Source organism: Duganella kummerowiae (assembly GCF_053572355.1).
In genome coordinates this window covers 98,398-112,298 of the sequence record NZ_JBKFEH010000007.1, presented here as the reverse complement: position 1 = coordinate 112,298, position 13,901 = coordinate 98,398, and the positions used below count along the sequence as shown (strand labels likewise).

Here is a 13,901-nt window from a genome sequence, read left to right as displayed (position 1 = left end):
ATGCACATCGTAGAACAACGGCTGCTGCGCGGCCCCAACCTGTACGCGGGCATCCCCTGCCTGCTGACCGTGATCGAGCTGCAGGAGCTTGGCGCCAGCAGCGCCGCCCTGCCCGGCTTTGCCGGGCGCCTGCTGGCATTGCTGCCCTCGCTGGAGCGGCATCCCGGCCCTGGCGGCCAGCCGGCCGGCTGGGGCGACCACCTGCGGCGCGGCTGCGGCCTGGCCCACGTGCTGCGCCACGTGGCCATGGAATTGCAGGCGCTGGCCGGGGCGCCGGGCAGCTACTCTCGCACGCGGCGCGAGCGCAGCCACACCGGCCGCTACCGCATCGTCTGCGCCTACCAGCTGGAAGCCGTGGCGCAGGACGCCTTCGCGCTGGCGCTGGACCTGGTGGCGGCGCTATCGCGCGGCGAAGACTTCGATATGGACGCCCCGCTGGCGGCCCTGCGCCAGCAGGCCGAACGACGCGCCATCGGCACCAGCACCGGCGCCGTGCTGGAGGCGGCGCGCCGCCGTAGCATCCCCTGTCACCGCCTGAGCGAGGAAGGCAACCTGTTCGTGCTGGGCTGGGGCGCCAAGCAGAAGACGCTGCAGGCCACCATCACGGGCGACACCGGCACCATTGCCGTCCGTATTGCCAGCGACAAGCAGCTGACCAAGACCCTGCTGTCCGAAGCCGGGCTGCCGGTACCCAAGGGGCACACCGCCGCCAGCGTGGAGGAAGCGCAATCCGCCGCGCGCCGCCTGGGCGGCATCGTCACCATCAAGCCGCTGGACGGCAACCAGGGCAAGGGGGTCACCACCATGTGCCAGACTCCGGAGGAAGTGGCAGCCGCCTATGACTTTTCGCGCCAGTACAGCCGCCGCGCCATTGTCGAGCGCTACGTGCAGGGCCGCGACTACCGCGTGCTGGTCACCGGCGACAAGGTTGCCGCCGCCTCCTGCCGCCTGCCGCCCGCCGTGACCGGCGACGGCCAGCGCACGGTGCGCGCGCTGGTCGAGATCGAGAACCAGAATCCGGCCCGGGGCGAAGGCCACGCCAATATCCTGACCCGCATCCCGCTGGACGCGGCGGCCGAGGCCATCGTGCGCGCCCAGGGCCTGGAGCTGGACAGCGTGCCGGAACCGGGCCGCTACGTCACCCTGCGCGGCAACGCCAACCTGTCCACCGGCGGCACCGCCGAGGACGTGACCGACCTGCTGCCGGCCGAGACGCGCGACATCTGCATCCGCGCCGCCCGCAAGATAGGGCTGGACGTGGCCGGCATCGACATCGTGTGCCAGGACATCGCCCAGCCGCTGCGCGAACAGGGCGGCGCCATCATCGAGGTCAACGCGGCGCCCGGCATCCGCATGCACCAGTATCCCAGCCGTGGCCAGAGCCGCGACGCCGGCGGCGCCATTGCCGACGCCATGTTCGGCGGCGACCAGGGCCGCATTCCCGTGATTGCCGTCACCGGCACCAACGGCAAGACCACGACTTCCCTGCTGCTGGGCCATACGGCGCGCCTGGCGGGCCGGCGCACCGGCGTCACCACCACCGAGGGCATCTACATCGACGGCCAGCGCATCACCAGGGGCGACTGCTCCGGCTACTGGTCGGCGCGCACCGTGCTGGGCGCGCCGGAAGTCGATTTCGCCGTGCTGGAGACGGCGCGCGGCGGCATCCTCAAGCGCGGCCTGGCCTTCGACCGCTGCGATGTCAGCGTGGTGCTCAACGTCAGCGCCGACCACCTGGGGCTGGACGGCATCGATACCGTGCGCGCCCTGTCGCGCGTGAAGGCGGTGGTGGCCAAGGCCGCCTCGCGCGCCGTGGTGCTGAACGCCGAGGACAGCCATTGCGTGGCGATGGCCGCGCAGCTCGATCCCGGCGTGGAAGTGCTGTACTTCGCCCTGTCGCACGACCACCCGGTGCTGGCGCGGCACATGGAACAAGGCGGACGCGGCGCCTTCCTGCAGGATGGCATGCTGGTGCTGTGCAATGGCGCGCGGCGCCAGGAACTGCTGGACGCGGCCGCCATGCCAATGTCGCTGGGCGGCCATGCGCGCTTCAATATCGCCAACGCGCTGGCGGCCGCCGCCGCGCTCAGCGCCAGCGGCTTCGACCCGGCCCAGATCGCGGCGGGGCTGGCCACCTTCGTCTCCGACAACAAGACCAACCCGCTGCGCGCCAATGTCTTCAAGCTGGGCGGCGCCACACTGATCGTGGACTATGCCCACAACCCGGCCGCCTACAAGGCGCTGGGCCAGGCCGCGCGCGGCATGGCGCGCGGGCGGCTGATCGGCGTCATCACCGCGCCCGGCGACCGGCGCGACGCCGACCTGCGCGAAGTGGGCCAGGTCTGCGCCGCCCACTTCGACGATCTCACCGTCTACGAGTCCAGCCTGCGGGGCCGTGCGCCCGGCGAGCCGGGCCGGCTGATCATGGCCGGTGCGCAGGCAGCCGGCACCGCTTGCCGCCTGCAACAGATCGACGACGTCCGGACCGCCCTGCGCCTGGCCATTTCCGCGTGTGCACCCGGCGACGTGCTGGTGTTCAGCTGCGCCTCGGCGCTGGCCGACGTGGTCGAGGCGGTACGCAGCGAACTGCCGCCCGCCGCCGCCGAGATGGCCGCCGACCTGGCCCTGGCCGCCGAAACAGCCTGATAGCGGCCTCACAGCACCCAGAGCGCCGCGCCTCCCCCGGCGCGGCGCTTTGCTTTTTGCACGCATACCCCGTTAGAATGTGTACGCCGGATGTGATCGTTATCATGCGGCGAGCCGCCGGCACCGGCGCCCATCATCCGGAGAGTCCATGTTCGACAAGACCTTGGGCTCCGGGACCGCCGCCCATGCCGTCATCGGGCCATTGGCGGCGAAAACCTGGATTACACTGACATGAATGTGCTGGATATCTGCCAGCTCAAATAAGGGACAGCGCATATGCACCATCTGTTTGACCTGAGCGGGCGTGTGGCGCTCGTCACTGGCGCCGACACAGGCCTGGGACAGGACACTGCCGTGGCGCTGGCCGCAGCGGGCGCCGACATCGTCGCCGCCGGCCGCAGCGATCCATCCGACACGCCCGCGTGCGCGCCAGCGGTCGATGGCGGATGGCTGGCGCGATGAGCATCTTTCCTCCCTCATCCAGTGCCGTGGTGTGCTTCGGCGAACTGCTGCTGCGGCTGGCCGCGCCGCGCGGCGAACTGCTGCTGCAAAGCCCGCAGCTACAGGCCTGCGTGGGAGGCGCCGAGGCCAATGTGGCGGTCTCGCTGGCGCACCTGGGCCACACGGCGCGGCTGGTCAGCGCCATCCCCGACCAGGCATTGGGCCGCCATGCGCGCGACGTGGTGCGTGGACATGGCGTGGATACCGGCGCTGTCGGCTACGCGCCCGGCCGCATGGGCCTGTACTTCCTGGAAGCGGGCGCCATGCTGCGCCCGGCGGACATCATCTATGACCGCGCCGGCTCGGCCTTCGCGGCCCGCGCCGCGTCCCGCTACGACTGGGACAGCCTGCTGGCCGGCGCCGGCTGGCTGCACGTCTCCGGCGTGACGCCAGCTGTCAGCGCCGAGGCGGGACAGGCGGCGCTGGATGCGGTGCGCGCCGCCTCGCGCCAGGGTGTGCGCGTCTCCTTCGACGGCAACTACCGCGCCAAACTGTGGGAAGCGCGCGGCGAGAGCGGCGCCGCCATCCTGAGCGCCATCGTGGAGCATGCCGACCTGGCCTTCATCGAACAGCGCGACATCGCCCTGCTGCTGGGTGCTCCCGCACTGGCGGACGGTGCGCGGGCCGATGCCATGGTAGCGGCCTTCGATGCCTTCCCGCGCCTGGCCGCCATCGCCGCCACCACCCGCGTGCAGCACAGCATAGACCGGCACGAACTGTCGGCCGCGCTGTACACCCGCGGCGGCGTGGCGCAGACGGCGGCCACGGAAATCAGCGGCATTGTCGACCGCATCGGCACCGGCGACGCGTTCGCGGCAGGCATCCTGCACGGCCTGCTGCGCGGCTGGGAAAGCATGGACTGCGCCCGCTTCGCGCTGGCCGCCGCCTGCTCCAAGCACAGCGTGACGGGCGACTTCCATCCTTTGTCCGAAGAGCGCATCCTGTCCATGATGGAAGGCTCGCTGGACGTGCGCCGCTGAGCGCCTAGCGTACCTGGCGGATGGCGCCGCCGTCCGTGTATTCCAGTGGCGCGATGGTGATCGAGCGCCGGTAACTGCCGCCGCCAGGCAGCAGATTATCGTGATAAAACACGTAGCTTTTGCCTTCGTGTTCGATGATGGCCTGGTGGTTGGTGGAGATCTTCAGGTAATCGATCACCACGCCGCGATAGATGAAAGGTCCCAGCGGCGAGTCGCCGGTGGCATACAGGATCTGGCCCGGCCAGCCGCTCGAGAAGGTGAAGTAATACACGCCGCCATGCTCATGCAGGAAAGGCGCTTCGCCATACTTTTTCTTGGGGTCGCCGGCCGGCAGGCCCTGGATCACCACGTCCTGGATGGCGCCATCCAGGCTGGCCATGTCGGCCTTCAGCTTGACCACCTTGGGCACGCGGGTGCCGAAGTACATGTAGGCCTGCCCCTGCCGGTCCACGAACACGGCCGGATCGATGGGCTCATCGCCAGCGTTGGCGTCGCGCGCCTTGTCCACCAGCGCATCGGCGCGGGCGTCGGCAAAGCCGCCGTCCGGACGGCTGGAGACGGCCACGCCTATCTTGTCGCCGCCTACTGGCGCATAAAAGTAATATTTGCCATTGCGGTAAGCCGCCTCCGGCGCCCAGGCCTTGGCATCCGGCTTGGCCCATTTGAATACGGTGACGTCCAGCGGGATGCCGGCGTCGGTCCAGGTCTTCATGTCCGGCGAAGTGTACAGGCGCCAGCTGGTCGAATCCCAGTACTTACCGGAGTTGGAGGCGTCATCGGTGGCGTACAGGTAAAAGCGGCCGTTGAAAACATGCGGTGAAGGATCGGCGTTGAAGCGCGGCGAAATCGGTTCGGCGGCGAACGATATGGCCGGCATGGACAGGGCCATGGCCAGCAGGGCGGCAAGCGGATATTTCATGGCAGACTCCAGATAGCGGAACAGTGCGCGCATGCTAAGCGCGCGGCCGGTGCCTGTGTGCCACCCGGGCGGCCGCCGCAGCAAAAACTCACTATCTTGAGCAGCTCGGTGCCAAGGCGGGAGGAATGTAACGGCGGAAAAAGGAAAGCCCCGAACAAGCGGCAACTTGACGGGGCTGGGGTCAGTTCGTGGAGAAAGCACGTTTTGACTGAGTGCAATGATAGGCTGCGATTCTTAAATTTCAATTAATCTTATCGAACAGGCTGGAAAATGCTATCGCGCAGACCTGAGCAGCAGCCCAGGCTGGTGATTTTGTCTACCTTTGTGCTAGAATCCTGCCCTCCCTCCCTCGCCCGGATGGTGAAATTGGTAGACACTGGGGACTTAAAATCCCCCGCCTGCAAGGGCGTGCCGGTTCGACCCCGGCTCCGGGCACCAATAACCCGTAGGGCTACTTAGAAATGCTGAAAATTTGTGCAGTTCCGCAAATTTGAGCTTGTTCCGCATTCACCGTGGAAGATTTATTGTTACTTAAGTAAATCTGCACAGAGATGGCGCCTGCGCGGGATCAATGCGATCCTCATATTAGCTAATAAACCAGCTTTCCTCTGATGTAGACATGCCTCAACTGACTGATGATCGGCCCGATACCGAGACGGCCACCATCGTCGGCAAGGGCCTGACCATAAGCCGGATGTGCTGACAGTCTCGACTGGTGCCCTTTGCGCTCGACGGCATCGTTAATCCGGTGTGCGTGGACCCGTGGGTGCAGGACGGGCCAATCGAGAAATGGTATCCGCCGGTAGTGATGCGCCTGTGCGCGGGCCGTAGGCAGACACCCTACCAGCGCAGCCTCCAACTCTGCCTCGTATTTCCGCCCGCGCGGCCAGTCACGCGCCAGCGCCTTCTCACCATCACTGGCCGCTAACGCCAACGGGCACTAGTCACCGCATGCGCTGCGCCGTACCGGCGCGACGATGATGCCGGGCCTGGGCGTGTCGCTGGACGCCATTGACCGCTCCCAGAACCACGTGCTCTGGGCAGCAAGGTCCGGCGGCACTACATGCATCACGACTACGCCGAGGAGAATCTCGCGGCTTGGGCGGCGTTGGGCGCGCAGTTGCGAACGATCTTACGATAGGAGATGGCCATGGATGCCAGAGGGAAGACAACACGTCTTGAAGCTAATAGCTTCCAGCGCCGCAGAGCTGGAGACTATGCTGAAGCGCATTGCCGGGGATGCATGAGTGGCAAAAATATTATCTACCGGGTCGATGCTGGCAACAACTTTCCAGAAAACCTTTGCCAAATTATCCCCGCAACAAGGAAAGAGGCCATCTCATTCCTCGGCCAGCTGATCCTGCTTGATACCGACCACCCGCCAGCCTAGCTGCACTTTCACCCCTTGAAGAACTGCATGGTTCCGTCCGTGCGTGATCCAGCGAAAAAGGTGAAGGTCTACACCATCCACATCACGACCGATGACACCTACAAGGCCAGCTTCACCTTGGAGGATGGGATCGCGCACATGCGGGTATGTGGCGGCCACGATCAGGTCGACAAAAATCCCTAACGTCCATTCAGCAAGCAAAAAAATCAGAAAACGGGAACTGAATCCATTCCATTTTGTCCGTTAGGGGCATCGGTCAGGGCATTAAACGGCCGAGCTAGCCAGACTTGGCCTGCATTTTAAACGCACATGCGAACTCTGCGGTTCCCGCTCTGGCACCAATAGGCTGCTCCCATACTGAAGATTTGAGCAGCTTCCCCTCAGATGGAGGCGTCGCGGCGACGAGTATTATCTGCACGGCGCCGACGGGCCGCCGCGCTAATCAAACCCAACCCGAGTAGCAGCATAGTGTAGGTCTCGGGCTCAGGCACTACTCCGGCAGAAAGAACCATGTCATCTATCATCAGGTACCCGTAGCTAAGGCCGAATATGTTGATATAGTCTGCGCCCGAGAGATTAATGTTTAGCAATTGGTAGCTGTCAGTAATTGCGAACACCTTCCTGTCAATTTCTTTCCCGTCTTTGTAAGCGGCCACATACAGCGAGCTGTTGTCGGGTAGTGCGCAGCACACCCGCGCCCACATACTGGTTAACGAAATATTGCGCCCCTTTATATTCAGTCCGTCCAGGAGAGGACCGGTCAACAAATTGTTACCCGAATGGGCCACGCTGGAGCCAGCTTGCACCACGCTAAACTCCGGCTGATCGTATCGTCCAGACCCCCAGTGCACGCCGTATTCCGTCGTGAGTGTGTGGAAGTAAGAGTTACTGTATGGGTCCTTGGTGAAAGTGGTGATGTCTTCAAAATCAATGCTAGCGGCGCTCGATGCTGTCGACGCCAGGAGACTGGTCAACATCATCAACCCGCAGAAGAGTTTTTTATACATGATAAAACCTATAAAGAAGTGGCTGGAGTTGCATAATTTATCATTTTATATTCTTTTTTGAAAGCTTTATATATGAGTCAGACTGATAAGTTCGCGCATTGTCGATGGGGGGCCATCGGCGTTCGCAGAAGCATTACCGATATGTAATTTTCACTGTCGCTAGCAGTGCTACGATGTCTCTGCATCACCCTGAAGTGGTTTTTGGGCCGCGCTCTTCCGCGCGGCCATTTTTTTGCTGCAGTGCAACGTGCGCGTTGCAAGCAACCCACAGGCAATCGCTTTCCTCCCAAAAGTCAGCGCAATGTCCAAGGCAGGCAGCGCTGACGTGCTATATTTTTGGGCAGGCGGTTTTCTCCGCCTGCGCCCGCCGCCCACCTCAGACCCGTGAGCGTTCGCCGCCATGACGAACACCAGCCGACCAGGCAACACTCTCGGGGATAGACCATGATGGCAGAACGCCGACACAACCGCGCACTCACGGCCGTGATTGTACAAACCATAGCGCTGGACCGCATCCGGGGCTGCGCTGTGGCGTGGGCATATGGCTGCAAATGGGGCATACCGGCCAGCACGCTGACCCGCGTGCTTTCCAGCGAAGGCAGGCGGCGCACCACCGACCTCCCGGCCGATGATCATCCGCTACACCTGCACCCATACGCGATACCGGACAGCGACCGCATTGGCGGTGTCGCGGGACATATCCAGCCCAACGCAGATTTTTCCAGCTGAGCGCGGCCGGCCGCAAGCCAGCCTGCCAGCCTAGTCCCAAGTGCCGTAGAATCGCGTCTAGCATGCGCACGACATGGGGAGACATTATGCAGCTGAAAGACATCATGAGCAGGGACGTCGTCACGGTGGAACTGGACGACAAGCTGGCCCTGGTCCAAGAGATATTCCACCACGGGAAGTTCCACCACGTGCTGGCCATGGAAAAAGGCGAGCTGCTGGGCGTGGTCTCGGACCGCGACCTGTACAAGGCGCTCAGCCCCAACATCGGCACCGCCACCGAGAGCTACAAGGATACCGCCACCCTGAACAAGAAAGTGCACCAGGTGATGTCGCGCCGGCCTGTGGTGCTGCGCGAGGAATCCACGCTCGATGACGCCATCGACGTCTTCACCAGCCACGACATTTCCTGCATCCCCATCCTGTCCCAGGCCGACAAGCTGGTCGGCATCGTCAGCTGGCGCGACGTGCTGCGCGCCCTGCGCAGCAGGCCGGCCTGACCGCCAGCGGCCAACGGCGCGTCGCCGTCGCCCGCCATTGGCTATAGTCGCCGCTACAGGAGGAGCGATGGCCCGGGGGCGTATCCATATCGGCATTTCAGGCTGGCGCTATGCGCCGTGGCGCGGGGTATTCTATCCGCAGGGCCTGGCGCAGGCGCGCGAACTGGAATTCGCCTCGCGCGCCCTGCCCACCATAGAACTCAACGGTTCCTTTTATTCGCTGCAGCGGCCGGCGTCCTATGAGGCCTGGTACGATGCCACGCCGCCCGGCTTCGTGTTTGCCAACAAGGGCAATCGCTACCTGACCCACATCCTGCGGCTGGGCGATGGCGTGGAGCAGGCGCTGTGCAATGTGCTGGCCTCCGGCCTGTTCAAGCTGCGCGACAAGCTGGGCCCCATCCTGTGGCAGTTCCCGCCCAATTTCCGCTTCGATGCGGAGCGGATGGAGCGCTTCCTCAGCCTGCTGCCGCACGACCTGGAACACGCCCAGGCCATGGCCCGCCGGCATGATGCGCGCATGAACGGCAGGGTAGCGCTGGAGATCGACGCCAACCACAAGCTGCGCCATGCGCTGGAAATCCGCCACGAGAGCTTCGCCGATCCCGCCTTCGTGGCCCTGCTGCGCAAGTACAAGGCGGCGCTGGTAGTGGCCGACACCGCCGGCAAGTGGCCCTATTACGAGGACGTGACGGCCGATTTCATGTATCTGCGCCTGCACGGCGCCGAGGAACTGTACGCCAGCGGCTACGATGACCAGGCGCTGCAGCGCTGGGCTGCGCGCATCGCCGCCTGGGCCAGCGGCGGACAGCCGGACGACGCCCGCCTGATCTCCCAGCATGCGCCGCCCAGGCGGGCCTCGCGCGACGTCTACTGCTACTTCGATAACGACATCAAGGTGCGGGCGCCGTTCGATGCGCGCTCGCTGCTGTCCAAGCTGGGACTGGACGACGGCCTGGCGCCGTTGGGCGTTTAAACCGTTGGCGGCCTGCGGTCGCGTCCCACAGGCGGCACGCGGTGCTTGGGACCGGTCCGCTGCGCGCGGTAGATGCCGACATAGCCCGAGCACAGGTAGCTGGTCACGCAGGCCAGCGCCGCGAAGGGGCCGATCTGCGGCCCGAACAGTTCGATCGCCATGATGGTTGACGCCAGCGGCGTATTGGCGGCGCCCGCGAACACGGCCACGAAACCCAGTCCCGCCAGCAGCGGGAACGGCAGCTGCAGCAGCGGCGCCAGCGCGTTGCCCAGGGTGGCGCCGATGAAGAACAGCGGCGTCACCTCGCCGCCCTTGAATCCGGCGCCCAGCGACGCCACGGTGAACACGAACTTGCCGGCCCAATCCCACGGCGCCAGCGGATGCTGGAAGGCTTCCACGATCACGGGTATGCCCAGGCCGATGTAGCGCGTTCCCAGCCACCACACGGCCAGCGCCACGGCGGCGCCGCCCAGCATGGGCCGCAGCGGCGCATAGCCCACGTGGCGCTTCATGAAGGCGCTGGCGCCATGGGTGGCGCGTGCGAACGCCATCCCGGCCAGGCCGAAGACGATCCCGGCCAGCATCACGGCCAGCACGCTCCAGGGCGTGATGGCGGTCATGGCGCTGATCGCGTAATGGGTGTGGTGCACGCCCCAGGCGAGGCCCACCTGGTCGGCCGCGATGGCGGCCAACATGCAGGGGAAGATGGCGTCGTAGCGCAGGCGGCCGATGGCCAGCACCTCCAGCCCGAACACGGCGCCGGCCAGCGGGGTGCCGAACACGGAAGCGAAACCGGCGCTGATGCCGGCCATCAGCAGGATGCGGCGATCCTCGTGGCGCAGGCGGAACACGTGGGTCAGCTGGTCGGCCAGGGCGCCGCCCATTTGCACGGCCGTCCCCTCGCGGCCGACGGACGCGCCGAAGAGATGCGAGGCCACGGTGCCGAACAAGACCAGCGGCGCCATGCGCAGCGGCACCACCTTTTGCGGGTCGTGGATCTCGTCGATCAGCAGGTTGTTCCCCGCCTCGACCGTGCTGCCTGTCTTGAGGTAGATCCAGCCGACCGCGAACCCGGCCAGCGGCAGCAGCCAGACCAGCCATGGCCGCGCCTCGCGCGACAGGGTGGCCCAGTCCAGCGCGAACAGGAACAAGGCCGAAGCGCTGCCGCCCAGGGCGGCCACCAGCACCGCCAGCGCGGTCCATTTACCCAGGTAGCGCAGCAGGGCAAGCTGTTCAGGGTGGCGCGACAATTTCATACGGCAGGGCAGTCTCCAGGCAGGGCCGAATCGGGTTCAATCCGGCATTCTGCCATGGATGAGGCTAGTGGTGGTGCTGCATGCCGCCGTCGCGCGTCACGTTGACGGCCGGGGTGTCGGTAGGCGCAGTACCACTGGCCGGTGCGCCGGGAGCGCGCGGGGCGTCCGGCAGCGCGCCGGTCCACTCCTGCGCCAGCGTGCCCTTGGGATGCTGGTACCAGCCCGGATCCTTGTAGTCGCCGCGCGCCAGCCCTTCCCTCACCTTCAGCGTGGTGAACATGCCGCCCATCTCGATGCCGCCGAACGGGCCTTCGCCCGTCATCATGGGCAGGGTGTTTTCCGGCAGCGGCATGCGCATGCCGCCCATGGAGCCGCCCTTGTCGCCCATCACCATGTAGCCCGGCACCAGGCTGTTGATCTTCTCGGCCACGCCGCTGTGGTCCACTCCTATCATGGTCGGCACCGAATGTCCCATGGCGTTCATGGTGTGGTGCGATTTGTGGCAGTGGAAGGCCCAGTCGCCCGGCTCGTCGGCCACGAACTCGATGGCGCGCATCTGGCCCACGCCGATGTCGGTGGTGACCTCGGGCCAGCGCGCCGAGGGCCGCACCCAGCCGCCATCGGTGCAGCTCACCTCGAAACTGTGGCCGTGCAGGTGGATGGGATGGTTGGTCATGGTCAGGTTGCCGGCGCGGATGCGCACCCGGTCATTCTTGCGCACCACCATGGGATCGACGCCGGGAAAGGCGCGGCTGTTGAAGGTCCACAGGTTAAAGTCCAGCATGGTGTTGATGTTGGGCGTGTAGCTGCCCGGGTCGATGTCGTAGGCGTTCAGCAGGAACACGAAGTCGCGGTCCACCGCATGTAGCGCCGGGTCCTTGGGGTGGGTGACCCAGAAGCCCATCATGCCCATCGCCATTTGCGCCATCTCGTCGGCGTGCGGGTGGTACATGAAGGTGCCCGCATGTTTGGCGATGAACTCGTAGACAAAGGTCTTGCCGGGGGCGATGCCGGGCTGGGTCAGGCCGGTCACGCCGTCCATGCCGTTCGGCAGGCGCTGGCCGTGCCAGTGGATGCTGGTCTGCTCCGGCAGCTTGTTGGTGACGAAGATGCGCACCCGGTCGCCCTCCACCACTTCGATGGTCGGGCCGGGGCTCTGGCCGTTGTAGCCCCATAGATTGGCTGTCATGCCGGGGGCGATCTCGCGCACCACCGGCTCGGCCACCAGGTGGAATTCCTTGACGCCGTCCTTCATGCGCCATGGCAGGGTCCAGCCGTTCAGCGTCACCACCGGGTTGTAGGGACGGCCGTTGGGCGGCGCCAGCGGCGGCGCGGTGGCGGCCGAGGATTGCTGCGGCGCTTCCGGCAGCGAGGCCGCGCCAGCCTTGCTGACCATGCCGGCGCCGATCAGGGCGGCGCCTCCCAGGAATGCTCTGCGTGTGGTCATGGCTGTTCTCCGTGCATGTGGTGTTGGCCGGCCTCGGTTGCCGGCTCCTTGGCCTGCATGTGTTGATGGTGGTCGTGCTGCGCCGGGGTGGCCGGGGTGGCTGGCGCTGCCGGTGCGGCCGGTGCTGCCGGTGCGGCATGCGCAGCGTATGCGTCCGGCGCTGCGGGCTCGGAGGCGCGCTCCAGCCTGCCGCCCAGGGCGGCTTCCAGCGCGGCCTGTGCGCTCCAGAATTCCTTCAGCGCGTCGATATAGGCGCTGACGGCCGACGCCTGCTCGCGCGCATCGGCCAGCAGTTCAAATACGCTGATCAGCATGCCGTTGTAGCGCAGCAGGGTCTGGTCGGCGATCTGCTTGCGCACCGGCAGCACCTCGTCGCGGTAATGGCGCGCCAGCGCGTACGCGGAGCGATAGGACGCATAGCGCTCGCGCGCCTCGCTTTGGGCCGCCACGGCGATATCGGCCAGGTGGTTCACCGACTGCATGTAGGTGGCTTCGGCACGCGCCACGCGCGCGCTACCCCAGTCGAACAGCGGCACTTCCAGGGTCAGCTCGTAGCCGCGCGGCTGGCTGGCGCCTTCGCTGTTGCGCACCGCGCCCAGTTCCAGCACGTTGATGAAGCGGGTGCCGCGCGTGAGGCCCAGCGCGGCCGCGCTTTGCTCGGTCTCCAGTTTCGCAGCCCGGATCTCGAGCCGCTCCCGCAGCGCGGTCTGTTCCACGTCCGCCAGGTCGCGCGGCGCGGACGGCAGTTCCGGCAGCCGGTCGGGCAACTGGTATTCGCGCGCCTGGGCGCCGGACAGGCCCAGCAAACGGGTCAGCTTTTCGCGCGCGGCCACGGCGGCGCGCTCGGCGCGGCTGACGTCGGCCACGGTCTGCGCGTGGTAGGCGCGTTCGCGGGCCTGATCCAGTTCGCTCCAGTTGCCGGCGCGACGCATGCGGCCGGCCAGTTCCGCGCTGGCGCCGGCCGACGCCTCGACCTGGCGCGCATAGGCGGCGGTTTGTGCGGCGGCCACCGCGTCTATCCAGGCGCCGCGAGTCTCCGCTGCCGTGGCCAGGGCCGCATTGGCAACCAGCAGCCTGGTTTGCTCGTAGCGGCGGCCTTCGATGCGGCTGGCCAGCGGCGCCGTCAGCAGGTTGACCAGGTTGAAGGTCAGCGTGCGCTCGATCCCGATGTCCCCGCCATCGTGGGTGCGCTTGAAGCCGAGGGTCGGGTTCTGCAGGCGGCCGGCCTGCACCAGGTCGGCCTCGGCCACGCCCAGCGACCAGTAGGTGGCCTGCAGGCTGCGGTTGTTCAGCAATGCCAACTGGACCGCGCCGTCGGCCGTCAGCGGCTGTTTCAATTGTTCGGCAATCAGGGCTTCCAAGGCGCGCCTGTCGTCCTCGTTGCGCAGCAGGCGCGTGTCGGCGCCGGCGCGCTCGCGGCTGGCCTGGGCCACGGCGCCGAAGCCGCCATCGGCCGATAGCGAGGCGCAGCCGCCCAGCAGCAGCGCCAGCGCGGCGCCGCCCGCAAGTTTATGCAGACATGTCATGTCTTACACCTTTACTCTATGATGTGGGAA

At 66.1% G+C, this 13,901-nt stretch carries 13 protein-coding genes and 1 tRNA gene; 9 read left to right on the top strand and 5 right to left on the bottom strand.

The window, feature by feature from the left end; all coding sequences use genetic code 11:
• The 3 genes from cphA to ACLB1G_RS06145 all read left to right on the top strand — a co-directional run bounded on the left by cphA (position 1) and on the right by ACLB1G_RS06145 (position 4,127).
• Entirely contained in the window at positions 1–2,646 is a 2,646-nt protein-coding gene (gene cphA / locus ACLB1G_RS06155; protein ID WP_491626312.1) for a cyanophycin synthetase, read from the top strand.
• A gap of 276 nt (positions 2,647–2,922) precedes the next feature.
• Positions 2,923–3,108: an SDR family NAD(P)-dependent oxidoreductase gene (locus ACLB1G_RS06150; RefSeq protein ID WP_491626311.1), complete on the top strand. Its 186-nt coding sequence runs from the start codon at positions 2,923–2,925 to the stop codon at positions 3,106–3,108.
• Entirely contained in the window at positions 3,105–4,127 is a 1,023-nt protein-coding gene (locus ACLB1G_RS06145) for a PfkB family carbohydrate kinase (protein ID WP_491626310.1), read from the top strand. The genes ACLB1G_RS06150 and ACLB1G_RS06145 overlap by 4 nt, the downstream gene beginning before the upstream one ends.
• 4 nt (positions 4,128–4,131) lie before the next feature.
• Here ACLB1G_RS06145 and ACLB1G_RS06140 read toward each other — a convergent pair whose 3' ends face one another.
• Positions 4,132–5,046, bottom strand: a complete 915-nt coding sequence (locus ACLB1G_RS06140; protein ID WP_491626309.1) for a family 43 glycosylhydrolase — start codon at positions 5,044–5,046, stop codon at positions 4,132–4,134.
• A 351-nt stretch (positions 5,047–5,397) separates the two neighbouring features.
• Between ACLB1G_RS06140 and ACLB1G_RS06135 the strand changes: the two genes are divergently transcribed.
• The 3 genes from ACLB1G_RS06135 (at position 5,398) to ACLB1G_RS06125 (ending at position 6,619) form a co-directional block, all read left to right on the top strand.
• Positions 5,398–5,484 (top strand) — tRNA-Leu (locus ACLB1G_RS06135).
• Between the two features lie 712 nt (positions 5,485–6,196).
• A complete protein-coding gene (locus ACLB1G_RS06130; RefSeq protein ID WP_491626308.1) occupies positions 6,197–6,436 on the top strand; it encodes a hypothetical protein in 240 nt (79 codons plus the stop codon).
• A gap of 27 nt (positions 6,437–6,463) precedes the next feature.
• A complete protein-coding gene (locus ACLB1G_RS06125; RefSeq protein WP_491626307.1) occupies positions 6,464–6,619 on the top strand; it encodes a hypothetical protein in 156 nt (51 codons plus the stop codon).
• A 197-nt stretch (positions 6,620–6,816) separates the two neighbouring features.
• Here the strand turns inward: ACLB1G_RS06125 and ACLB1G_RS06120 are convergent, their stop codons facing one another.
• Positions 6,817–7,443 carry a PEP-CTERM sorting domain-containing protein gene (locus ACLB1G_RS06120; RefSeq protein WP_491626306.1) on the bottom strand — a complete coding sequence of 209 codons (627 nt, stop codon included), beginning with the start codon at positions 7,441–7,443 and terminating at the stop codon, positions 6,817–6,819.
• Positions 7,444–7,887: 444 nt separating this feature from the next.
• Here ACLB1G_RS06120 and ACLB1G_RS06115 point away from each other — a divergent pair, with 444 nt between their 5' ends.
• The 3 genes from ACLB1G_RS06115 (at position 7,888) to ACLB1G_RS06105 (ending at position 9,642) form a co-directional block, all read left to right on the top strand.
• On the top strand, positions 7,888–8,172 hold the full coding sequence (locus tag ACLB1G_RS06115) for a hypothetical protein (RefSeq protein WP_491626305.1): 285 nt from the start codon (positions 7,888–7,890) through the stop codon (positions 8,170–8,172).
• Positions 8,173–8,258: 86 nt separating this feature from the next.
• Complete coding sequence (locus ACLB1G_RS06110; RefSeq protein ID WP_491626304.1) at positions 8,259–8,669, top strand: CBS domain-containing protein; 411 nt, start codon at positions 8,259–8,261, stop codon at positions 8,667–8,669.
• A gap of 67 nt (positions 8,670–8,736) precedes the next feature.
• A complete protein-coding gene (locus ACLB1G_RS06105) occupies positions 8,737–9,642 on the top strand; it encodes a DUF72 domain-containing protein (RefSeq protein WP_491626303.1) in 906 nt (301 codons plus the stop codon).
• Here ACLB1G_RS06105 and ACLB1G_RS06100 read toward each other — a convergent pair.
• The 3 genes from ACLB1G_RS06100 to ACLB1G_RS06090 all read right to left on the bottom strand — a co-directional run bounded on the left by ACLB1G_RS06100 (position 9,639) and on the right by ACLB1G_RS06090 (position 13,871).
• Positions 9,639–10,898 carry a voltage-gated chloride channel family protein gene (locus ACLB1G_RS06100; RefSeq protein WP_491626302.1) on the bottom strand — a complete coding sequence of 420 codons (1,260 nt, stop codon included), beginning with the start codon at positions 10,896–10,898 and terminating at the stop codon, positions 9,639–9,641. The two genes, ACLB1G_RS06105 and ACLB1G_RS06100, sit on opposite strands and share 4 nt — an antisense overlap.
• A gap of 64 nt (positions 10,899–10,962) precedes the next feature.
• Positions 10,963–12,345 carry a multicopper oxidase family protein gene (locus tag ACLB1G_RS06095; protein WP_491626301.1) on the bottom strand — a complete coding sequence of 461 codons (1,383 nt, stop codon included), beginning with the start codon at positions 12,343–12,345 and terminating at the stop codon, positions 10,963–10,965.
• The gene (locus ACLB1G_RS06090) at positions 12,342–13,871 is read right to left on the bottom strand and encodes a TolC family protein (RefSeq protein WP_491626300.1); all 1,530 of its coding nucleotides are present in this window, start codon (positions 13,869–13,871) and stop codon (positions 12,342–12,344) included. The genes ACLB1G_RS06095 and ACLB1G_RS06090 overlap by 4 nt, the downstream gene beginning before the upstream one ends.
• Positions 13,872–13,901: the final 30 nt, after the last annotated feature.

Bases quoted from the DNA above. Each gene is read 5' to 3' on its own strand.
- cphA (WP_491626312.1), top strand. From the start codon at position 1: ATGCACATCGTAGAACAACGGCTGCTGCGCGGCCCCAACCTGTACGCG.
- ACLB1G_RS06150 (WP_491626311.1), top strand. From the start codon at position 2,923: ATGCACCATCTGTTTGACCTGAGCGGGCGTGTGGCGCTCGTCACTGGC.
- ACLB1G_RS06145 (WP_491626310.1), top strand. From the start codon at position 3,105: ATGAGCATCTTTCCTCCCTCATCCAGTGCCGTGGTGTGCTTCGGCGAA.
- ACLB1G_RS06140 (WP_491626309.1), bottom strand. From the start codon at position 5,046: ATGAAATATCCGCTTGCCGCCCTGCTGGCCATGGCCCTGTCCATGCCG.
- ACLB1G_RS06130 (WP_491626308.1), top strand. From the start codon at position 6,197: ATGGATGCCAGAGGGAAGACAACACGTCTTGAAGCTAATAGCTTCCAG.
- ACLB1G_RS06125 (WP_491626307.1), top strand. From the start codon at position 6,464: ATGGTTCCGTCCGTGCGTGATCCAGCGAAAAAGGTGAAGGTCTACACC.
- ACLB1G_RS06120 (WP_491626306.1), bottom strand. From the start codon at position 7,443: ATGTATAAAAAACTCTTCTGCGGGTTGATGATGTTGACCAGTCTCCTG.
- ACLB1G_RS06115 (WP_491626305.1), top strand. From the start codon at position 7,888: ATGATGGCAGAACGCCGACACAACCGCGCACTCACGGCCGTGATTGTA.
- ACLB1G_RS06110 (WP_491626304.1), top strand. From the start codon at position 8,259: ATGCAGCTGAAAGACATCATGAGCAGGGACGTCGTCACGGTGGAACTG.
- ACLB1G_RS06105 (WP_491626303.1), top strand. From the start codon at position 8,737: ATGGCCCGGGGGCGTATCCATATCGGCATTTCAGGCTGGCGCTATGCG.
- ACLB1G_RS06100 (WP_491626302.1), bottom strand. From the start codon at position 10,898: ATGAAATTGTCGCGCCACCCTGAACAGCTTGCCCTGCTGCGCTACCTG.
- ACLB1G_RS06095 (WP_491626301.1), bottom strand. From the start codon at position 12,345: ATGACCACACGCAGAGCATTCCTGGGAGGCGCCGCCCTGATCGGCGCC.
- ACLB1G_RS06090 (WP_491626300.1), bottom strand. From the start codon at position 13,871: ATGACATGTCTGCATAAACTTGCGGGCGGCGCCGCGCTGGCGCTGCTG.